This window comes from Rhizobium sophorae, from assembly GCF_013087515.1.
In the GTDB taxonomy this organism is placed as follows: domain Bacteria; phylum Pseudomonadota; class Alphaproteobacteria; order Rhizobiales; family Rhizobiaceae; genus Rhizobium; species Rhizobium sophorae.
The window spans coordinates 177,757-198,478 of sequence record NZ_JABFCN010000003.1 but is presented as its reverse complement, the minus strand read 5'-3'; the positions used below and the strand labels follow the sequence as shown (position 1 = coordinate 198,478).

The following is a 20,722-nucleotide window of genomic DNA, read 5'->3' as shown; positions in this document are numbered from 1 at the left end:
AACATAGGTCTCCAGCATGAACACAACATCTGTCGATAACGCCGCCCTTCTGACGACGATCGATCGTGTGGCAACGGCTTTCAGCCGGCTCAGGGGCATCAAGGAAGGTCTCGTGACGGGAAATTCCGCCTCCGGAATCCAGTTCGACGAATGGGACTGGGAAGTCGGCGTCGGTCTTTACGGCTTCCTGCGGCGTGCCATTTCCACCAATGATCAGAAAGCGCTGCAGGAACTCGTCGCCTGGTATGCCGGCCAGATCGAACGCGGCCTGCCGCCACGCCAGATCAACAGCACGGCGCCGATGCTGCCGCTTGCAATCCTCGTCCAGCATGTCGACCGTCCCGATTTTCGCGCTCTCGTCGAGGACTGGGCCGAATGGCTCGTCAAGGAACTGCCGAAGACAGAAGACGGCGGTTTTCAGCACGTCGTCAAGGAGCGCCTCAACGATGGCGAATTGTGGGACGATACGCTGTTCATGGCCTGCCTGTTTCTCGCCCGGGCCGGCGTGCTCTGCGAGCGCAGTGAATGGATCGACGAGGCCGTCTATCAGTTCGTGATCCACACCCGCTATCTCTCCGATCCGGTCAGCGGGCTCTGGTATCATGGCTGGACATTCAACGGGCGGCACAATTTCGCCAATGCCTTCTGGGCGCGTGGCAATGCCTGGATCACCGTCGCCATCCCCGAGCTCTTCGATCTCGTTCCGACGCTGGGCGAAAAGGACCGACGTTTTCTGTCGAACGTTCTCGTCAGCCAGGTGCGCACGTTGAAGGAATGCCAGCGGTCGGACGGGATGTTCACGACGCTTCTGGACGATCCGTCCTCGCCGCTGGAAACCTCGGCCACGGCAGGCATTGCCTACGGCATATTGCGCGCCATCGATGCCGGCATTCTCGACAAGGACGACAGGGCCTATGCGGAGCGCGCGCTTGCGGCGGTGCTGACGCAGATCGACGAAGAAGGCGTCGTCCACGGCGTCTCGGATGGCACGCCGATGGGCCATGACCTCGATTTCTACCGGCGCATCCCCAACGTGCCGACGCCTTATGGCCAGGCGCTGACCATGCTGCTCCTGACGGAAGTCTTTCTCGAGAACGGCGAGCGCCAATGAGCCCTGTGTCTCTTGTCGCGATCGAGCCGGCGCAGGGTGACGATACAATCCGCCTGCAAGCGGCTATCGACGGCCTGTCGGCTTCGGGCGGCGGACGCGTGGAGCTCATGGCCGGCATTCATATCTGCCGCGGGCTCCAGCTCAGATCCGGCGTCGACCTTCATCTGGCCGCCGGCGCGATCCTGCGTCCCGTTCCGGACTATGCAGCCTATGCGCATACAAGTGTTTCGGTGATCGCCGAAAAATCGGACCGCGGCATGATCGTCGCCAAGGATGCGCGGCGGATCAGCCTGACGGGGGCGGGCCGCATCGAGGCCGGTTGCGAGAGCTTCATTGTGGGAGACGACGAGACGGTGGGAACCTTCATCCCGGCCGAATTTCGTCCCCGCGTCGTCGTCTTCGAGGGCTGCGACGAGGTTGAGATCAATTCCATCCATATCAGCCGCTCGCCGATGTGGACGCTGCACTTCGTCAATTGCACCGATGTCGCGGTCAGAAACGTGACCATCGACAACGACCGCCGCCTTCCCAACACCGACGGCATTGTGCTGGATGCCTGCCGCGGCGCCGTGATCGAGGACTGCCGGATATCGACGGCCGACGACGGCATATGCCTGAAGACGAGCATTGGTCCTGATCGTGTCGCCATCGGGCGATGCGAAAATATTCTCGTCCGTCGCTGCGCCGTTCAGAGCCTCAGCTGTGCGCTGAAGATCGGCACGGAAACCCATGGCGACGTCACCAATGTCGTGTTCGAGGATTGCAGCGTCTCATCCTCCAACAGGGCGCTCGGCGTCTTTTCCCGCGACGGCGGCCGGATATCGAACGTAAGGTTTTCGAGAATTGCGGTAGACTGCCGCGAGACGCCCGATGGTTTCTGGGGCTCGGGGGAGGCGCTGACCGTCAATGTCGTTGACCGAGTTACGGAACGCCCGGCAGGCGCCATCGAAAATCTCATCGTCGAGGACATCACCGGGCGGATGGAGGGGGCGATCACAGTCATTTCGACCTCATCGGCCGGCATCCGCAACGCATCGTTGGCGCGTATCGCCATAGACCAGCAGCCGGGGCAACTCGGCACGGCGCGGTCCTACGACCTGCGTCCGACGAACGCCGACCTTTCCCCGAAAGCCGATGGCGGCGGCCGCGCCAATGCCTGGACCCGCGGGTCGGACGGGCGGGTGATCGGTCTTGAGAACTATCCGGGAGGAATGCCGGCCGTCTACGTGGCGGATGTCACCGGGATCTTAATGAATGAGGTGCGGATCACAAGACCGACACCGCTGCCGCAAGGCTGGAACAAAAACGACGCCGTCTTCGAAACGGCGACACCTGATGGGAGTAGGGCATGGCAGAACTGAAACTTTCCAACGTCAACAAATCGTATGGCTCGGTCAAAGTCCTGCATGACGTCGAACTCGATATCAAGGACGGCGAGTTCGTGGTCTTCGTCGGTCCGTCGGGATGCGGCAAGTCGACCCTGCTGCGTGTCATTGCCGGTCTCGAAGAGGTCACGTCGGGTGCCATCGCGATCGGGAGCCGCGACGTCAGCGCGCTCTCGCCGGCCGAACGCAAGATCGCCATGGTTTTCCAGTCCTACGCGCTCTATCCGCATATGAGCGTTCGCAAGAATCTCGCTTTCGGCCTGGAGAACCTGAAATTCAAGCGCGCCGAGATCGAGGCGCGGATTGCCGAGGCCGCCAGGATGCTGGCGATCGAACCTTATCTCGACCGGCGCCCGAAGCAGCTATCGGGCGGCCAGCGCCAGCGCGTGGCAATCGGGCGGGCCATCGTGCGCGAACCGGACATTTTCCTCTTCGACGAGCCGCTGTCGAATCTCGACGCGGCGCTGCGCGTCCAGACCCGGGCCGAGATCACCAAGCTCCACCGCGAGATCAAGACGACGATGATCTATGTCACGCATGACCAGGTCGAGGCGATGACCATGGCCGACAAGATCGTCGTGCTGCGCGCCGGGCGGGTCGAGCAGGTCGGGGCACCGCTGGACCTGTTCGATAGCCCTTGCAATCTGTTCGTCGCCGGCTTCCTCGGCTCGCCGCGCATGAACATCATCAAGGGTAAGGTATCAGGCATCGGCGAAAGCGGCGTCGTCATCGATGTCGGCAACGGCGGCAGCATCGTCAGCGATGTCGATCTCGCCGGCATCGCGGTCGGCCAGGCCGTTCTCGCCGGTATCCGGCCCGCGCATTTTTCACGGTCAAGCGAGCAAGGCCTGCCGTTCATGGTCCAGTATCACGAAGGACTCGGGACCGAGACCTATGTCTATGGCAACCTTGCAGGGCAGGACGAGCAGATCATCATTCATGAGGCCGGCCATTTCGCGCCGGCGCCAGGTGATCACATCCTGATCGATGCCGCCCCGGGGCGGGTTCATCTGTTCGATTCCGAAAGCGGCCTGGCTTTTGCCCGACGGCCCGGACAGGGGAGGCGCTGAACATGGTGGCGCTCAGCGCAGGTGCATTGCTGTCGCAGGCAGGCGAAACAGCGATGCGGGTGGTCGAGGCCCCGATCAATGTGATCGAGCGCATCTTCGGCCGTAAACGCATGCCATGGCTGTTCCTGGCGCCGAACCTTGTTCTGTTCGCCATCTTTACCTTCCTGCCCATCGCCATCGCGGTCGGTTACGCCTTCACCGGCGGCACCAATCTTTTCGTCTCGGAGCGGCCTTTCGTCGGCTTGGACAATTTCCGCACGCTGCTTTCCTGCAGCAATTATCTGCAGCCGGGAACCTGCCAGGAATCGCTGTTCTGGACGGCAGTGTGGAACACGCTCTGGTTCGTGGCATTGAACGTCACCGCCACATTGCTAGTGGCGTTGATCACGGCGCTAATCCTCAATCGGGCGATTTTTGCGCGCGGCTTCTTCCGGGCGATGTTCTTCTATCCCGTCCTGCTGTCGCCCGTCGTCATCGGCCTGATCTGGAAATGGTTCCTCGATCGCAACGGGCTGCTGAACGCCTTCTTTCAGATGATTGGCGTCCCCCCGGAGATTTTCCTGCTGGATGTCGGCTGGTCGCGCTTCTTCGTCGTCGTGGTGTCGGTCTGGTTTCATATGGGCTTTTACACGCTCATCCTGCTGGCCGGTCTCCAGGCGATCCCGAAGGAGCTGTACGAGGCCGCCTCCATCGACGCCGCTTCGCCGCGCCGCACCCTTTTCAGGATCACGCTGCCGCTCCTGGCGCCGAACCTGCTCGTCGTCTTCATCCTTCTGATGATCAAGTCCGTGCAGATCTTCGACGAGGCCTGGGTTCTGACCAATGGTGGCGGCCCCGGCACGGCCAATAGCTTCATCGTCCAATATATCTACCAGATGGCATTCAGCAGCGATCTGCGTCTCTTCGGACTGGCCTCTGCCGCATCGGTTCTCATGGGATTGGTGCTTCTGGTTCTCACCCTCATACAGCTGCGCCTCGGCAAGCGCATGGAGTCCTGAGATGAACAGCTCTATGAACCCGGTCCGCTTCATGACGCGCACGCGCCGGGCCGGACGCATCGACATCACCGATATTTTGTCATGGGTCTGGCTGATCGGCGGAACATTGGCGGTGCTCGTTCCCGTCGTCTGGGCCGGCCTCTCCTCGCTGAAGCCGGCGGCCGAAATCACCCGTTTTCCGCCGACCCTGCTGCCGCGCGCCGCCGTGGAGCAGACAGTGCCCGGCTTCGATAAACCGCTCAGTCTCTGGCAGGTCACCATCGACGGCCGCTCGCGCGAAATGGCCATGGTGCGGCGCATCGGTCTCAAGGCCCAGATGGTCGATCCTGCAAATCCGGGACAGCCGGTCAGCGTCGACGTGAAGGGGATCACGCCGGTGCAGCATCTGACCGTCGCCACCGAGAATTACACCGATCCGCTGACGCGCTTCAACTTCCTGACCTTTCTCAAGAATTCAGTGTTCGTCACCTTCGTCGCTACGTTGCTGACTCTGATCGTCAACGCCATGGCGGCCTTTGCGCTGTCGAAATACAAATTTCGCGGCGACACGACGGTTTTCGTCATCATCATCTCGACCCTGATGATCCCGCTCGCCGTCGTCATGGTCCCGGCCTATCTCGTCATCGTCGGGGTCGGGCTTGCCGACAATCTCTGGGGCGTCATCCTGCCGACGATCGCCTCTCCGACCGCCGTCTTCCTGCTGCGGCAATATATGCTGACCATACCTGACGAGCTGATCGAGGCGGCGCGCGTCGATGCGGCGAGCGAATTCTGCATCTTCTGGCGGATCATCCTGCCGTTGACGGCGCCGGCGCTTGCGGTGTTGGCGATCTTCTCCGTGCTCTGGCGATGGAACGATTTCCTCTGGCCGCTCATCGTCCTCAACAGCCGCGAGAATTTCACGCTGCAAGTCGGCCTGAATGCATTCCAGGGAGAGTTCTCAGTGCAGTGGCACTATATCCTGGCGATGACGTTCCTCAGCCTGCTGCCTGTCACCGTCGTTTTCCTGTTCCTGCAGAAGTACATCACCACGGGCATTGCCGGAACAGGCATGAAGTGAACGGCGAGGCGTGGAGCTAGACCTCCCCGCAATCGCCGAACGACCCATACCAGGTCTTCCTCCCGACTGAGGCGCGTCGCATTGAACGTGGTTCATGCGGCGCGTTTCGGTTTTTGTCTTCGTGCGCTGCTCCCAAAATCGTCGCCCATTTTGTGGGCGGTATGCGCCGCGGCGAGCGTAGCGCTTGCCACTGGGGCCGGCCGCCTCCGCGACCTGATGGGCGGCCGTTTTAGGCTATGTTGACGTCGATTTCAAAATGCTAAGGCGTCCCACACATTTCACAAAACGGTTTCGAAGAGCGGGATCAAGGCCGCGCCGATTGCGCCGGGGGCATCGATTATCTGTGCCACGGCAAGCCTGGGGACGTCACGCAAAACGCCATGCCGAGGCAGATTGTTAAATTCTGTCCGTTCGATCAGCATTCTCGCGAGTGAGTGCGGAAGCTCGCCGCCAAGGACGATCAATGCCGGATCAAATATTGCGCAGATCGCATTAATGGCTCGATTGTGCGCCGGCGTGACGCGGTCGACCCACTCCGTAACACCATCCCAGTCCATCAGCTTCTCGTTCTTCAGGTCTTTCAGGGTCAAGTTCAAACGCCCCTTGGCACGAAGATGTTCAAGCAGGACACCAAGTGCAGGGCGCTCCTCGTAGTCCTGACGCCCGAAGAGAACGGAAAATTCGCCGGCGTTGCCGAAATTGCCGCGAAACGGAATGCCTCCGGAAACCAGGCCGCCGCCATAGCCATGAAGATGGGCGATATAGGCGAAATCCGCGACATCCCGGCCGACGCCGAAAATGGCTTCCGCCAAGGCTGCGGTCCTGGCGACATTGTCTGCCCAGACCGGCAGGCCAAGTTGCTCTCCAAGCAAAGGTGCCAGGTCGATCAACGACCAATGAGCGAGCGGCAAGGGGCAATTGAAGGCCGTCTCCAGCATGCGGTGGCCGGCGACGGCCAGGCCGACGCCGAGGACGTCTCGCCGTTCGGCGCCCCGGCGGGCAAGAAGCTCTTCGACCGCCGCTTCGATCTGCTCCATTTCTACGGATAGCGAGGAGCCCGCCTGTTGGATTTCCATTTTTTCCAAAGGCTCGCCGAAACCCATGAGGCAAAGGCCGATCGAACCGACATTCACGGAGATGCCCAGGGTTAAACACCATTCCTTGCGAAGGGTCAGCTCCGGGCTGGGCGGTCCCGGCCGCCGGGTTTCCGAATGGGAAAAGACGAGCATTCCTCGCTCATGAAGCCGCGCGACGATCCTGTGCAACGATTGCTGGGTGAGATCGAGCGGTTCTGTCAGGTCGGAGCGCTCGATCCCCGGAGACTTCCAGATCAGCCGCAACAGGTCGCGTTCGTTGCGGGAGGCTACGCGCACGGGTTGCGTGTCTCGCAAAAAATGCGCCGCAACATGGTTTAACGGATCATACTTCATTTTCGGTTCGTTTTGATTTACACTGTGAGTGTGAACCACATTGGGAGGGCATTTTGCTTCTGTCAAACAGGGAATTCGATCCCCGGTTTGCCGGCCCTGCTTACTTCATCGAGGTTGGCCAAGCCAGCCGGAATGACAGCAATTCACGAAGGTGGAGGTGATCGTGCCCCAAGCGTTTGGAAGGCACGATATCGGCGGCGCAGCGATTTCAAACGAGATGGAGCGCTTGATAGGCGGTTAGCCGGTGGGGTGGAAAGGGAAAGAACCGAGTTGCAGATATCGTTGAGATCCGAAAATAGGGCGCGCGCTCCCGAGCGTGAAGCATATGGGTTTGCGCCGACGCATGAAGGCACTGACTTCGAGTCGATGGTTCGAGCCTATTCGGCAGGCTACGGGGTCTTCGGCGCCAAGCCGTTGAGCAACGATCGGACCTTTGCCTGGGCAGCGGACCTGAGAACAAGTGAGGCATTTACGGTGCTTCATTCGGTTTATCAGAGTTCCTGGACAATTCGGACGCTCGATGAGACCCCGCAACACCTTGCGTTTTACATTCCGCACTCGGGATCCTTTCGGCTGTCCATTGGAAAAAGGGTCGTTGAAAGTGGGGCGGGTTATCTTCTCATGGCCAACAACCATGAGGCTGGCGATCGTCTCATCCATGGCCCACATTGCTCGGACGCTCTCTTCCTGGACTGGAAAGTTGTGAGGCGAATGCTTGTTTCACTGGTGGACACGCCGGTCCTCGAGTCGCTTGACCTCGAGCCCGTTGTGGATCTCGCAACCCCGTCAGGTCAGCTTATCGGCAGCCTGGTGCAGACGATCGTGCAGGGCATGCGCAATGACGGTCCGCTTCTGTCTTCACCTCTTGCCGTGGCGGCGATGAGCGAAACGCTTGCTAACCTCGTGATCCGATTTGGCCGCCATCGTCTTTCCGGCCATTTGGAAAAACAGAAAGTGTCATTGATCGCGCCGTGGCATGTCCGGCGTGCTATCGATTATATGCACGCCAATATCGCAGAGCCGCTCACTATGGCGATGGTCGCCGATGATGTCGGGGTTTCACTTCGCGCGCTGCAAACCGGTTTCAGAGCCTTCCGGGGAACTTCACCGGGCGGCTACTTGCGCACGATCAGGCTGCAAGCAGCCCGCGACCAATTGCGGGATCCGATGAATCAGCGGTCCGTCCGTGAAATCTGCGCGATGTGGGGTTTTTCTCATGCCGGCAGGTTCTCTATCATCTACCGCAGCGCCTTTGGAGAAAGCCCGCGCGATACGCGCCTGCGGGCTGAGCGCTTGCGCTAGCATGATGTCGTCCGAAAACCGCGCCCACTTTTCGGCACTATGCTCTAGGGGCGCGGCGGTGCGATGCTGCCGCGCAGGACGAGATGGCATCCGAGTTCCAGGCGATGGGCCGGCCGCTGCGGATCGTTGGCGATCAGCCTCTGTTCGATGAGCGCCAAAGCGGCAGCCCCGAGCTTGTCTGTGGGAACACTGACCGTCGACAGCGGCGGACGGCTGAATTCGCCGGGGACGATGTCGTCGAACCCCAGGACGGAAATCGCTTCGGGCACGCGGATGTCGCGATCGGCCAATGCCTTCAGGCAGCCGAGCGCCAGATTGTCGGCCGCGCAGAAGACGGCGGTCGCCCCTTTCATCGTCGGATCGCGGTCGAGCAGTGCGTTGATCGCAGCCTCGCCGTGCCGGGGTTCATATCCCTCGGCCTCGACGATCATATTATCAGGCACGGGAAGCTGCGCGGCGAAATAGGCATCGGAAAAGCCGTCGTATCGGCGCTGGATCGTCGTGCGGCCCTTCCAGGTCAGGTGCAGGATACGGCGATGCCCGAGCGCCAGCAGGTGCTCGATGCCGAGCCGCGCTCCGAAGCGGTTTTCGGGAGTGACCGTATCGACCAGCATGGCGGGGTCTTCGCCGTTGACGATGACGACCGGCATATCAGGGGAGGCGAGGCTACGGATCAGTTCCGGCTGATCGTCGTTCAGGACCACGATGCCGTCGGCACGTTCCGAGAGCGCGATCTGCCTGACCTGGGCGCCGTCGATACGCCGGCCGGTGCTGACGAAGGGTACGATCCGGATGCCGCGGCGTTCGCACTCCCTGCGAAGACCGTTGAGGATCGTCCAGCTCACCAGGTTGAGGTCGCTCTCCGGAGCGGCATCGTCGGGAATCGCAAGAAGCAGGACGCGCAAGGCCGCAATCGTCGCCTTCTTCCTGCGGCGGTCGAGGTAACCCAGGCGTTTTGCCGAATCCAGAACCCTTTCACGCACCTCGATCGTCAGCGGCGCGGTTCCGTTCAGTGCGTGCGAGGCCGTGCTCAGCGATACGTCAGCATCGCGCGCGACATCCTTGAGATTGACTTTGCGTTCCACTTTTTCCGTCGCGAATTGAGGCTGTACCTTCGAAGGTATGGCTAACTCGATGTTTTCACATAAAAACTTGAGAAAAGCTACGTGCCTGGCGCGGTTTTTTCATCATTCGGCGATCAGTGAGGTTTGGCGAGCAGGCCGTTGAGCAACAGGTCGAAATAGACCCGCAGGAAGGCCTCCTTGTTGGGAGTGGGCACGCGGCGGTCGTCGAATATCAGCCGCAGAACTGTCGTCGTCAGGATGGGCGCGACCACGATTTCGGAGAATTCCACCGGAATTTCGCGAAACTCCCCCGACGCCACACCCTCCAGAATGAGAGCGTCGACCTTGGCGATGATCGGCTCAATGAACTGATCGTGGTGGCGGTCGATCAGGTCGGGGAACCGGTGTCCTTCGGCAATGACGAGCCGCGTCAGTTCGCGGGTCGTGCGATCCTCGGCGATTTGTTCGTAGAGCAGGCCGAGAATGGAAAGCAGCCGGTCGGTGGCGCTGCCGCTGAGACCCTCGGTGATCCCCAGCAGTTCCTGAAACGGCACGGAGAAATGGTGGATCATGGCTTCGAAAAGCTTTTCCTTCGTCTCGAAGTAGACGTAGACCGTACCCTTGGTGACGCCGACCCTGTCGGCGATGTCTTCGACGCGCGTGCCCGTGAAACCGCTTCTCACGAATTCCTCGAAGGCGGCATCGAGAATCTGGATGGGCCGCAGCGCTTTCTGCTCCGCGCGTGTGATCTTCTTTTGAGCTGCCATTTGCCTCGCCTCCCTTGTTGCGCACGCCCTCGTCCCTGCGGCACAAAGTTTCATTGACTAATTCGTCAGTCAATTATATAGGAGCTGCCGTTGAGAGCAAGAGGTCAACTATGAGAACCATTCTGGTCGCCACAGCGATCGCATGCGCCATCGGTCTCGGATCATGCAGCGATGAGCGCGGGCCGACTGAGCCAACCCCACGGCAGGTCGGGATCATCGTCGCCAAGCCTGAGCCGCTGGTCCAAGGTGGCGCAATCACCGGAGAAGTCCGCGCCCGTGTCCAGACCGATCTGTCCTTCCGCGTCAGCGGCAAGATCACCGAGCGGCTGGTGGAAGTCGGACAGTCCGTGAAGGCGGGGCAGCTCCTCGCGCGCATCGATCCGGAAGAACAGAAGGCAGACCTGGATGTGGCCGCAGCCAATCTTCAGTCGGCCGAGGCGCAGCAGACTCAGGCGCAGCTCGCATACGACCGCCAGCAGAGCCTGTTTCGAACCCAGGTGACGACGCGTGCGGCACTCGACCAGGCGCAGGAGGCGCTTCTGACCGCGCAGGCATCGACGAAGTCGGCGCAGGCACTCTTCGAAACCGCTCAGGATACCCTGTCTTATACGGAGTTGAAGGCGGATGCCGACGGAGTGATCACCGCCCGCAACGCCGAGGTCGGGCAGGTGGCGCAGGCCGCCCAGGTCGTCTTCACCCTTGCCCATGACGGCGACCGGGATGCCGTCTTTGAGGTGGTCGAAAGCGCCTTCCTGCGCCCGATCGACGGCGACGGCACCGTGACCCTTCTGTCGGACCCGACGCAGAAAATTACGGCGAAGGTTCGCGAGATTTCGCCGACGATCGATTCCTCCACCGGAACCATCAAGGTCAAGGTCGCGATATCGAGCGACGCTCCGATCCCGCTCGGCGCTCCTGTCGTCGGAAGATTCAATTACGTCTCGCAGGACGTCATCCAGCTTCCCTGGTCGGCCATGACGTCCAAGGGCGGCAAGCCGGCCGTCTGGATCGTCGATCCCGCATCGTCTGCGGTTTCGGCAAGGGCAGTGGATGTCGCGGGCTACGAGACCGGCAGCTTCATCGTGAAGTCAGGCGTGTCGGAAGGAGATGTCGTGGTGACCGACGGGACCAAGTTCCTCAGGGCAGGTGAAATCGTGTCTTATGTCAAGGAAGCTTCCAAGTGAGTATTCGTCTCAACATAGTCGCACTGATGATGGGCACGGCCCTGATCTCCTCCTGCGCGCCGCAGGATGAGGAGAAGGGGGAAGCGCCCCGTCCCGTGCTGTCGATGACAGTCAAGCCGACTTCGGCCTCCAGCTTGAGCCTGACCGGCACGATCGACCCGACGATCGAGACCGAACTCGGGTTCCGGATTCTCGGGCGGATGATCGCGCGCAACGTCAACGTCGGCGATCTCGTCAAGAAGGATGACGTCGTTGCCGCCATCGATCCGCTGGCGCTGGAGCTTGCCGTGCGCAACGCGCAGTCCGACGTCGAGAACAGCGACGCCCAACTCAGGAATGCGGTGACCACGGAGCAGCGCCAGCGCGCGCTGCTGGAGTCGCGCTCTGGCACGGAAGCCTCGCTCGAAGAGGCTGAGCAGGCAAGGCGAACGGCGGCCGCCGCCGTCGCCAAGGCGCAGGCCAACCTCGACAAGGCCAAGGAGCAGCTCGGTTATGCGCAGCTTCGGGCGGAATTCGATGGGGTCGTGACGGCGACCTCGGCCGAAGTCGGGCAGGTCGTGTCGGCCGGTCAGACAGTCGTGACCATCGCCCGGCCGGACAAGCGCGACGCCGTGGTCGATGTGCCGCAGGCCGCCGTTCAGAAACTGAAAATCGGCGCGCCCTTCGAGGTGACGCTGCAGCTCGATCCGACCATCCGCACGTCCGGGATCGTGCGTGAAATAGCACCGGAGGCGGAGACCTCTACCCGCACGAGCAGGACCAAGATCGCGCTCACCAATCCGCCCGAAGCCTTCAGGCTCGGTTCGGTCATCACAGCCTCGGCAACCATTGCCGCCGATCCGCAGATCGTCCTGCCTGCCTCTGCAATCCTTATCGGCAGCGACGGCCCGAGCGTCTGGATCGTCGATGCGCCTGCCGGGAAGGTATCGCTTCGCCGCGTGAAGATCGACGGCGACGTCGAAGACGGCGGCACCGTCCGCGTCACTGAAGGGCTCGCTCCGGGAGAGCGGGTGGTCGTAGCGGGCGTGCATAAACTTGAAGATGGCCAGGCCATCAGGATCGACCAGGAGATCAGCCAGTGAAGTCCTTCAATCTTTCCGACTGGGCGCTCGAACACCGTTCGCTCGTCTGGTACTTCATGATCGTCTTCATTCTCGCAGGCGCCTTCTCCTATCTGAACCTCGGCCGCGAGGAAGATCCCAACTTTACCATCAAGACCATGGTCATCACCGCTCAGTGGCCGGGCGCTTCCGCTGAGGAAGTGACACGGCAGGTGACCGACAGGATCGAGAAGAAGCTCCAGGAACTGGAATCGCTTGACTACACCAAAAGCCAGACCGTTGCCGGCCAGACGACCGTCTTCGTCGAGCTGCTACCGACGACCAAGGCGAAAGACGTGGCGCCGACCTGGCTGCGAATCCGCAACATGATCGCCGATATCCAGGGCGATTTCCCGAGTGGGGTCGTCGGTCCATTCTTCAATGACCGCTTCGGCGATGTGTTCGGAAACATCTACGCCTTCACGAGCGACGGGCTGACCCAGCGCCAGCTTCGCGATCTCGTGGAAAATGCCCGCTCCGAGGTCCTGACGGTGCCGAACGTCGGCAAGGTCGACGTGATCGGCGCCCAGGACGAGGCGATCTATCTGGAATTCTCCACGCGCCAGATCGCAGCGCTCGGTATCGACCAGCAGTCGGTCATCCAGACCCTGCAGGCCCAGAATGCCGTCACCCAGTCCGGCTTCGTCGATGCCGGGCCGGAGCGCATTGCCTTGCGGGTGAGCGGACAGTTTTCCTCGGAGGAGAGTCTGCGCTCGATCAACCTTCGCATCAACGACCGCTTCTTCCCGCTGACCGACGTCGCTACGATCAAGCGCGGCTATGTCGATCCACCCTCGGCACTGTTCCGCTTCAACGGAGAGCCGGCGATTGGTCTTGCCATCGGCATGAAGCAGGGCGCCAACCTGCTGGAGTTCGGCGAGGGGCTGGACGCGCAGATGAAACGTGTCGTTGCCGATCTTCCTGTTGGTGTGGATGTCCACCGCGTTTCCGACCAGCCACATGTCGTCGACGAAGCCGTCTCGGGCTTTACGCGGGCGCTCTTCGAAGCGATCGTCATCGTGCTCGTCATCAGCTTCATCAGCCTCGGCCTGCGCGCCGGCATGGTGGTGGCGATCTCCATACCTCTCGTGCTCGCCATCACCTTCGTGGTGATGGAATATTCCGGCATTTCGCTTCAGCGCATCTCGCTCGGCGCGCTCATCATCGCGCTCGGACTGCTTGTCGACGACGCCATGATCGCCGTCGAGATGATGGTAGCCCGCCTCGAGGCGGGCGACGATCTCAGGAAAGCCGCCACCCACGTTTATACATCGACCGCCTTCCCGATGCTGACGGGAACGCTCGTCACCGTTGCCGGCTTCATTCCGGTTGGTCTCAACAACAGTGCTGCCGGTGAATTCACTTTCACGCTTTTCGTGGTCATCGCAGTTTCGCTGATCGTCTCTTGGGTGGTGGCGGTGCTGTTCACGCCGCTTCTCGGCGTTACGATCCTGCCAAAGACGATGAAATCGCATCACGAGAAGAAGGGCCGCTTCGCTTCCATCTTCTCCTGGCTTCTGGGGCTGGCGATGCGCTGGCGCTGGGTCACTATCATCCTGACGGTCGGCGTCTTCGGCCTTTCTATCGGCGGCATGGGGCTGGTGCAGCAACAGTTCTTCCCCAACTCGGACAGGACCGAGCTCGTCATCGACTGGAGCCTTCCCCACAACAGCTCGATCGCCGAAACCAATAGGCAGATGACCAGGTTCGAAAAGGAGATGCTGGCCGATAACAAGGATATCGATCACTGGACGACCTATGTGGGCCAAGGCGCACCACGCTTCATCCTGTCCTTTGACGTGCAGACGCCTGACGTGTCGTTCGGACAGACGATCATTGTCACGAATGGGCTTGACGTGCGCGACAAGGTGCGGGCGGAACTGCAGGCCTATCTGACGAAAACCTTCCCCGGCACCGACGCCTTCGTCAAGCTTCTCGACATCGGTCCGCCGGTGGGCAAGCCGGTCCAGTACCGGATCAGCGGTCCCGATATTCAAAAGGTCCGCGACCTCTCGCAGCAGTTTGCCGGCGTCATGGGATCGCACCCGCTTCTGGCAAACATGGTCCTGGACTGGAACGAGCCCTCTCGGGTGGTGAAGGTCGATGTCCTGCAGGACAAGGCGCGCCAGCTCGGCGTATCCTCCGAAGACATCGCCACCGCCCTCAACGGCATCGTCGAAGGCTCGACAGCCACCCAGGTTCGAGACGACATCTACCTGGTCAACGTCATCGGCCGCGCCAGGGCATCCGAACGTGACTCCATCCAAACGCTGCAGAACCTGCAGCTCTCCACCTCCAACGGTAAGGTCGTGCCTCTCTCTGCCGTGGCGAATTTCCGCTACGAGCTCGAGCAGCCGACGATCTGGCGTCGCGACAGGCAACCCACGATAACGGTCAAGGCAGCCGTCGTCGGTCCGACGCAACCGGCCACGATCGTCGACCAGCTGAAGCCCAAGGTGGAAGAGTTCCAGAAAAGCCTTCCAGTGGGATACAAGGTGGAAGTGGGCGGCGCGGTCGAATCCAGCGCTGAAGCCCAGGGGCCGATCGCAGCGGTCGCACCGCTGATGCTGTTTACGATGGCGACGATCCTGATGATCCAGCTGCAAAGCTTCAGCCGCCTCTTCCTGGTATTCGCCGTCGCCCCGACGGCTCTGATCGGCGTGGTCGCAGCACTCTTGTTGAGCAATGCTCCTATGGGCTTCGTCGCGATCCTCGGCGTGCTGGCGCTCATCGGCATCCTGATCCGCAACTCCGTCATTCTGGTCGTCCAGATCGAACATCTGCGAAGTGAAGGAATGGCGCCCTGGCAGGCGGTCATCGAGGCCACCGAACACCGCATGCGGCCGATCATGCTGACGGCGGCGGCAGCCACGCTGGCGCTGATCCCGATCTCGCGCGAGATCTTCTGGGGGCCGATGGCCTACGCCATGATGGGCGGCATCGTCGTCGGAACCGCGCTCACCCTGCTGTTCCTGCCGGCTCTCTACGTCGCGTGGTTCAGGATTCCGAAGGATGAAGGCGTTCAGGCTGATGCTGTGGCAAAGGCATGAGGACAGGCTTCGACATCCATCACATGCGGCCGCCGCCGCGGCGGCCGCCGCTGCATATCCTGGTCTCCGAGGAGAGAGCTCGATGACGGAACAGCGTTTGAACGGGTTTCCAATGGGAGCCAAGGCGATGCTGGTCGCAATCGGCCTGGCGATGCTCGCCGGTTGCGCCACGAGACCGTCGCCTGATGTGTTGAACCCGGTCCATCAGCCCGTTCATCTCCCAGCTCATCTGAATGCATCGCTTCATTCCGATAAAGCCGCCCCAAGCCGGGTGAACGTGCTCGCCGCGACGAACAGGAGCCTCGACACCGCGCGCGGCGGGTTCGGGAGCACCTGGGCTGACAATCTCACCTACGAGCAATATGCGTTTTCGGTCCCTCCCGACCGGAAGGACACCGCGATCACATATCCGACCTCGAGGCCGGATCCCGAGCGCCAATTTGCCGTCATCAGGCGCAAGCAGCTTGCAAGGGACGCCTTCGTAGAGGAGGCGCTCCGCTCCACGCAGTCCGACGGCACCGTCGGCATCTTCGTGCATGGCTATAACTATAGCTATCAGGAGGCACTGTTTCGCACCGCGCAGATCGCCGCGGATGCCAATATTCCAGGCTCTCCGATTCTGTTTTCGTGGCCTTCGGCCGCGGCCGTCGCCGGCTATGTCGCCGACCGCGATGCGGCGCTCTCCTCGCGCAGCGACCTCGACTCTCTCGTCAGATCGCTTTCGGCTTCCCGGAAGGTGAAACGCATCATCCTTTTCGGCCACAGCATGGGTGGCTTCCTGGTGATGGAAACGGTGCGCCAGCTCAAACTGCAGCATCGCGACGACGTCATCGGCAAACTGGCGGTGATCCTGGCAGCCCCTGACATTGACGTCGATGTTTTCCGGTCCCAGCTGAAGGATATCGGGCGGATGCCTATCCCCATATCCCTTCTCGTTTCGAAGGACGACCGGGCGCTGGTGGCCTCGAGCTTCATAGCGGGAGAGCGGGCGCGTGTCGGACGCCTCGATATCGACGATCCCGTCATCAGGGAGGCTGCTTTGAAGGAAAGGCTTCGGGTCATCGACATCACGTCGATCCACGCATCCGACGGGCTGGGGCATGACCGCTACGCATCGCTCGCCAAGTTCGGAGCGCAGCTTGCCTCCTTCGAAAGCGGAAGACGGTCGACCGCCGGAGATGTTGGCGCCTATGTCTTCAATGCCGCCGGCGCCGCAGTCGCAAGTCCGTTTCGTCTGGCCGGGCGTGTCGTCGGCTCGCAGTGACGAGAGCTAGGCGCTGTTCTCCTCGATCCTGCCGACTTTCACCACCATCCTGCCTGCATGGTGGGGCACCTACGGCTGGTCCTTCGGCGTCGTGATCGGCGTTTCGTGTTGAGAATGGGCGCGCGGCGCAATCCGGCCTTCGCGTCCTGACCGAATGAAAAGCGCCCGGCAATGGCCGGGCGCCTTTTAAGTCGGGGTTTCCTGTCGCCGCCCGCTTCAGCGGCGAGCGGCAACCGGATGCACGGCTGCACGGGCCGCGGGCTGCGCCATCGTTCTCGCCGTCGAGCGAAGGGCCGAGGAATGACTGACCGCATCGTCGAGCTGAACTGGGCGATGAGTTCGCGATGCATCGGGGCTTCCTGGGCGAGAGAATCGGATGCTTCGGTCAATTGTTGCACTTTGGTTGCATTCTGCTGCGTGGCCTGGTCCATCGGCTGCACTTCCGCAGAGGTGGCGATCGAATCCATATGGTGGACGATATTTCCACGGACACGTGATGCTAGGCTGGCGCCTGGCCACGGCTGGTGAGACCCCGCACCGACGCGGTGATGCATGTTTTACGAAATAGCATTATGATCGGCTGAGCGCCTGACCGGCGAAGGGATTGGCCCGCGGATATATGATCCCGTGCGGGAATGGAGAGGATAGCTGGATTTGGAACGGCTGAAGGATCTGGATAGTGCTCTCGCGCGGGCAGATGGCGGTTCCACATCGCCTCCGTATGAACGGCCCGGCGTCGTGGCCGCCGCCGTTTACCAGCATGGGCAACGCATTCGCGACATCAGGATAGAAGAGGCCGGCGAATGGCGAAGCCGGGAGAATGCCGTCGTCTGGATTGGCCTGCACGAGCCGGATGAAGTGCTGCTGCACCAGGTTCAGGCCGAGTTCAATCTCCATGCTCTGGCGATCGAGGACGCAGCACAGCCTCACCAGCGCCCAAAGCTGGAGATTTATGGGGACGCGATGTTCATCGTCGCCCGGACTGCCCATATGAAGGATGAAGAAATCGTCTTCGGCGAAACGCATTTGTTCGTCGGTCGCGGTTACGTCGTCTCCGTTCGCCACGGGGATTCATCCTCCTATCTGGCGGTGCGGCAGCGATGCGAGGCCACGCCGGCGGCACTTGCCCACGGCGAGAACTATATTCTCTATTCCATCCTCGATTTCATCGTCGACAACTACATGCCGGTGATCGAGGTCGTGCAGGAGGAAGTCGAGAAGCTCGAGGATCTGGTGCTGCGCGAACAGCTGGAAAAGTCCGATATCGAGCGGCTTTACCTGTTGCGGCGCAAGCTGCTGCGGTTGCGCAACGCTGTGGTGCCGCTCGTCGACGTCTGTCGGCGGTACGAGCATATCGATCTTCCCGGGATGGACCCGACGCTCCAGTCGCTGTTTCGCGATGTAACCGATCATGTGCGCCGGGTTCAGGAGGATATCGACGCGCTGCGTGAGGTTCTCGCCTTTGCCTTCGAGGCCAGCGTGATGATCGGCCAGACGGAGCAGACGGCGATCGCCCGCAAGCTCGCCGCCTGGGCGGCGATCCTCGCCGTTCCCACCGCGATTGCCGGTATTTACGGGATGAATTTCAACGATATGCCGGAACTGAAATTCCAATATGGCTATTTTGTCGTGCTCGGCGTTATCGCCTTCTTGTGCCTGTTCCTCTTCACTTTCTTCCGTCGGAGGAAGTGGCTCTAGACATCAAGCCTGAGCTTGGCGAAGGCGCGTCAGCACAGGGCTTTCAGCAGCCGGTCCCGATGGCTTTGAACATAGTCCGTATCGCTCAAATACAGCCGGGCATCTCCTGTAGCGACGTCCTCCGCGAATGTCGCCTCTCCCGCCGAGGCACTCGCCAGCATGAAATCGACGAGCGCCTCAAGCCGCCTGCAAATCATTTCGGGGAGCTGGAGCCGTTCTTCCACCGTCGCTCCATATGCCGTGCAGAAGAGTTCTGCTCGCCGCAGCTGTTCGTCAAGGCTGAACCCCAGATGTGAGTTGACGGGATTGGATAGAGGCGCCCAGCGGTAAACCGAGTAGGCCAGATCCCATATGCGCGGCGCGGGATGGGCGGCATCGAAATCGATGATCCCGACAGCCGCATGACCTGCCGTGGCGACGTTATAGGGCGCATAGTCACCGTGGCATACGATCTCGCACGGTTCGCGCGGCGGCAGCATCCATGTCTGGATCTCGCGATCCGATTCGAGAAACCCTTGAGATGCCGAATGAAATTCGCGCAGGAGCTTGGCTGCGGAAAGCAGCATGCGCTCCGATCCGACAAATTGGTCGCTCAGGTCTTCGCAGACGCGCCCGCTGACATAACTGACGACTTCCTGGTTTCCGGTTATCTCAATGGGATCCGGCGCTCCCGGAAAACCTCTGTTCCTGAGATGGCGCAAGAACCGGTGGACCGTCGGCGTCCATGCGCCGGAAGGCCTGATCACGGTGTTGCCGTCAAGCCAGATCTGCCCGGTTCGCCCGCCCTCCAACAGTTTCATTGTCCGGCCTTTGCGATATGGGCCTGAACCGTGGCGCCGAGGTTTGTCTCATGGCATTTCCGATAGAAAGCCACCACGTCGGAAATCATTCCGTCGGGGATGGGGACGAAGTCTTCAAGCCGCAGGCCGCTGGAACCGTCGAGTTGCGGATCCGCCAGTTGGCTCTCGCTCAAGCTGCCGACACGATCGGCCAGGGCTTGGAAATAGGCGAGGTTCTCATCCACCGCCGAAGGAGAGTAGGTCCGACCGTGCGCAGGGATGACCAGTCTGGCATTGAGGTCACGTATCCGCTCGAGCGAGGAACGGATCAGGCGGAGGTCGCCTGCATTTTTGCTCCAGACTTCGGGAATGGGGTATTCCACCGCATCGACGGCTAGGCAGATGCGAAGTTCGGGAATCCACACTGCGATATGGTCGGGAGTGTGTCCCGGTGTATGAATGAGCTCCAGTGTCAGATCGCCGCCGTTGAGGGCCATCGAGCCGGCGAACGTGATATCGGGACCGATGAGGTCGACATTCCGAAACCTCGACTCCTGGCTCGCCTTGTCCCTCAGGACTTCGCGTGCGGAAGGGTCGCGTAAACGGTCGAGCGCGGCGGCATGCGCGATAATGGACGCGCGCCCCGCAACGGCGGCATTCCCCCAGAAATGATCCCAATCCATGTGCGAATTGATAACGATCAGCGGGCGGGCGTTCGTCTGTACCGCGAGCAGGTCCAGCGCCGCCTTGCAGAGTTCGGGCGTGCCGAGCGTGTCGATCAGGACATTGAACCTCTCGGTCCGGACGAACACTGCATCAACTTCGTCTTCCGCCCTGACGATCACGATTCGATCATCGAGTTCGGGGTATGAACACAATTCCACCGATGGATTCACGTCTGGTCGCCTCTATTGCAATCACAGTGATTTCATTCGGATACATCAAGTCTCGTTCGGGCGCCTGCTCTTTCAGAATGGTGAGAGCCAGCCGCGGGGCTTCCCGTCTGATTTGGCTTCGGCTCGACGGGAACGTGGACATCCCAGCGTCTCATCACGGCGTTCGACACCGCGACCGTGCATATTACCATCACGCTCGGTTTCGAGCGGTCGTAGCTCTTCGGCGTCCACTTCGAGCGAGACCTTACATCGGGGAACCAGTGTCTTCAGGTTGGGCTCCAGCACCTCCCATTGCTGATGCCCCTTGGCGTTTTCGTGCGAAATGAAGCGCCTGGCCTCCGCGCGGACTTCGAACAGGCCATGCGTGTGCTCCGTGGAGCGATCAGTCTCGATGCCCCAGGAAGCCAGGCCGAAGGCGCAAGCCGAAAGGGCAGTGCCAAAGAGTATCGATCGAAGCAATGGTGCGCCGTCAGCAGCCAAATGAGTCACCCTCCCGGGAGGCGGAAGACTACCCAAATACGGCACGAACCTTCAAGGCCTCACCGCAGTGCGAGCGCCTCGGAA

At 61.2% G+C, this 20,722-nt stretch carries 16 protein-coding genes and 3 pseudogenes; 12 read left to right on the top strand and 7 right to left on the bottom strand.

Annotated features, from left to right (window positions below; genetic code table 11):
• The first annotated feature begins 16 nt into the window (after nt 1-16).
• Genes bglB through G9X64_RS02825 form a run of 5 tightly spaced genes read left to right on the top strand, consistent with a single transcriptional unit; the run spans nt 17 to nt 5,624 of the window.
• Nucleotides 17-1,111, top strand: coding sequence for a beta-galactosidase BglB (bglB, locus tag G9X64_RS02845; protein WP_168308317.1), 1,095 nt, complete (start codon nt 17-19; stop codon nt 1,109-1,111).
• Nucleotides 1,108-2,472, top strand: coding sequence for a polygalacturonase PglB (gene pglB / locus G9X64_RS02840; protein WP_168315982.1), 1,365 nt, complete (start codon nt 1,108-1,110; stop codon nt 2,470-2,472). Before bglB ends, pglB begins: the two co-directional genes overlap by 4 nt.
• Complete coding sequence (locus G9X64_RS02835) at nt 2,460-3,566, top strand: ABC transporter ATP-binding protein (protein ID WP_168315983.1); 1,107 nt, start codon at nt 2,460-2,462, stop codon at nt 3,564-3,566. The genes pglB and G9X64_RS02835 overlap by 13 nt, the downstream gene beginning before the upstream one ends.
• 2 nt (nt 3,567-3,568) lie before the next feature.
• The gene (locus tag G9X64_RS02830; protein ID WP_168315984.1) at nt 3,569-4,564 is read left to right on the top strand and encodes a carbohydrate ABC transporter permease; all 996 of its coding nucleotides are present in this window, start codon (nt 3,569-3,571) and stop codon (nt 4,562-4,564) included.
• Nucleotides 4,565-4,577: 13 nt separating this feature from the next.
• Nucleotides 4,578-5,624, top strand: a complete 1,047-nt coding sequence (locus tag G9X64_RS02825) for a carbohydrate ABC transporter permease (RefSeq protein WP_171375953.1) — start codon at nt 4,578-4,580, stop codon at nt 5,622-5,624.
• Between the two features lie 278 nt (nt 5,625-5,902).
• Here G9X64_RS02825 and G9X64_RS02820 read toward each other — a convergent pair whose 3' ends face one another.
• Nucleotides 5,903-7,054, bottom strand: a complete 1,152-nt coding sequence (locus G9X64_RS02820; RefSeq protein WP_168315986.1) for an ROK family transcriptional regulator — start codon at nt 7,052-7,054, stop codon at nt 5,903-5,905.
• Nucleotides 7,055-7,336: 282 nt separating this feature from the next.
• Between G9X64_RS02820 and G9X64_RS02815 the strand changes: the two genes are divergently transcribed.
• Entirely contained in the window at nt 7,337-8,356 is a 1,020-nt protein-coding gene (locus G9X64_RS02815; RefSeq protein WP_205920138.1) for a helix-turn-helix transcriptional regulator, read from the top strand.
• A gap of 44 nt (nt 8,357-8,400) precedes the next feature.
• On the opposite strand, the gene G9X64_RS02810 is transcribed toward G9X64_RS02815, so the two are convergent.
• Both G9X64_RS02810 and G9X64_RS02805 read right to left on the bottom strand, forming a co-directional pair.
• Nucleotides 8,401-9,441: a LacI family DNA-binding transcriptional regulator gene (locus G9X64_RS02810; protein ID WP_168315987.1), complete on the bottom strand. Its 1,041-nt coding sequence runs from the start codon at nt 9,439-9,441 to the stop codon at nt 8,401-8,403.
• 113 nt (nt 9,442-9,554) lie between these two features.
• On the bottom strand, nt 9,555-10,187 hold the full coding sequence (locus tag G9X64_RS02805) for a TetR/AcrR family transcriptional regulator (protein WP_168308309.1): 633 nt from the start codon (nt 10,185-10,187) through the stop codon (nt 9,555-9,557).
• 110 nt (nt 10,188-10,297) lie between these two features.
• Here G9X64_RS02805 and G9X64_RS02800 point away from each other — a divergent pair, with 110 nt between their 5' ends.
• The 5 genes and pseudogenes from G9X64_RS02800 to G9X64_RS36330 all read left to right on the top strand — a co-directional run.
• Nucleotides 10,298-11,371: an efflux RND transporter periplasmic adaptor subunit gene (locus G9X64_RS02800; protein WP_168315988.1), complete on the top strand. Its 1,074-nt coding sequence runs from the start codon at nt 10,298-10,300 to the stop codon at nt 11,369-11,371.
• Nucleotides 11,368-12,453, top strand: coding sequence for an efflux RND transporter periplasmic adaptor subunit (locus G9X64_RS02795; protein WP_168315989.1), 1,086 nt, complete (start codon nt 11,368-11,370; stop codon nt 12,451-12,453). The genes G9X64_RS02800 and G9X64_RS02795 overlap by 4 nt, the downstream gene beginning before the upstream one ends.
• Nucleotides 12,450-15,521, top strand: a complete 3,072-nt coding sequence (locus G9X64_RS02790) for an efflux RND transporter permease subunit (protein ID WP_168315990.1) — start codon at nt 12,450-12,452, stop codon at nt 15,519-15,521. Before G9X64_RS02795 ends, G9X64_RS02790 begins: the two co-directional genes overlap by 4 nt.
• An 82-nt stretch (nt 15,522-15,603) precedes the next feature.
• Complete coding sequence (locus G9X64_RS02785) at nt 15,604-16,785, top strand: alpha/beta hydrolase (RefSeq protein ID WP_168315991.1); 1,182 nt, start codon at nt 15,604-15,606, stop codon at nt 16,783-16,785.
• Between the two features lie 10 nt (nt 16,786-16,795).
• Nucleotides 16,796-16,935 (top strand): annotated as a pseudogene (locus G9X64_RS36330) (allantoin permease); the annotation flags it as partial.
• Between the two features lie 66 nt (nt 16,936-17,001).
• Here the strand turns inward: G9X64_RS36330 and G9X64_RS02775 are convergent.
• Nucleotides 17,002-17,264: pseudogene (locus tag G9X64_RS02775) on the bottom strand (methyl-accepting chemotaxis protein); the annotation flags it as partial.
• Between the two features lie 175 nt (nt 17,265-17,439).
• On the opposite strand from G9X64_RS02775, the gene G9X64_RS02770 reads away from it, so the two are divergent.
• Nucleotides 17,440-18,483 carry a magnesium and cobalt transport protein CorA gene (locus G9X64_RS02770; RefSeq protein ID WP_168308304.1) on the top strand — a complete coding sequence of 348 codons (1,044 nt, stop codon included), beginning with the start codon at nt 17,440-17,442 and terminating at the stop codon, nt 18,481-18,483.
• Between the two features lie 29 nt (nt 18,484-18,512).
• Here the strand turns inward: G9X64_RS02770 and G9X64_RS02765 are convergent, their stop codons facing one another.
• From G9X64_RS02765 to G9X64_RS02755, 3 genes and pseudogenes are all read right to left on the bottom strand, one after another.
• A complete protein-coding gene (locus G9X64_RS02765; protein WP_168315992.1) occupies nt 18,513-19,283 on the bottom strand; it encodes a phosphotransferase enzyme family protein in 771 nt (256 codons plus the stop codon).
• Nucleotides 19,280-20,158, bottom strand: a complete 879-nt coding sequence (locus tag G9X64_RS02760) for an MBL fold metallo-hydrolase (protein ID WP_168315993.1) — start codon at nt 20,156-20,158, stop codon at nt 19,280-19,282. The genes G9X64_RS02765 and G9X64_RS02760 overlap by 4 nt, the downstream gene beginning before the upstream one ends.
• Nucleotides 20,159-20,190: 32 nt before the next feature.
• Nucleotides 20,191-20,617, bottom strand: a pseudogene (locus G9X64_RS02755) (hypothetical protein).
• Nucleotides 20,618-20,722 lie beyond the last annotated feature (105 nt).

Excerpts from the sequence above, each read along its gene's own strand:
- G9X64_RS02820 (WP_168315986.1), bottom strand. The coding sequence starts at position 7,054 with ATGAAGTATGATCCGTTAAACCATGTTGCGGCGCATTTTTTGCGAGAC.
- G9X64_RS02835 (WP_168315983.1), top strand. The coding sequence starts at position 2,460 with ATGGCAGAACTGAAACTTTCCAACGTCAACAAATCGTATGGCTCGGTC.
- G9X64_RS02825 (WP_171375953.1), top strand. The coding sequence starts at position 4,578 with ATGAACCCGGTCCGCTTCATGACGCGCACGCGCCGGGCCGGACGCATC.
- bglB (WP_168308317.1), top strand. The coding sequence starts at position 17 with ATGAACACAACATCTGTCGATAACGCCGCCCTTCTGACGACGATCGAT.
- G9X64_RS02785 (WP_168315991.1), top strand. The coding sequence starts at position 15,604 with ATGACGGAACAGCGTTTGAACGGGTTTCCAATGGGAGCCAAGGCGATG.
- G9X64_RS02765 (WP_168315992.1), bottom strand. The coding sequence starts at position 19,283 with ATGAAACTGTTGGAGGGCGGGCGAACCGGGCAGATCTGGCTTGACGGC.
- G9X64_RS02805 (WP_168308309.1), bottom strand. The coding sequence starts at position 10,187 with ATGGCAGCTCAAAAGAAGATCACACGCGCGGAGCAGAAAGCGCTGCGG.
- G9X64_RS02830 (WP_168315984.1), top strand. The coding sequence starts at position 3,569 with ATGGTGGCGCTCAGCGCAGGTGCATTGCTGTCGCAGGCAGGCGAAACA.
- pglB (WP_168315982.1), top strand. The coding sequence starts at position 1,108 with ATGAGCCCTGTGTCTCTTGTCGCGATCGAGCCGGCGCAGGGTGACGAT.
- G9X64_RS02800 (WP_168315988.1), top strand. The coding sequence starts at position 10,298 with ATGAGAACCATTCTGGTCGCCACAGCGATCGCATGCGCCATCGGTCTC.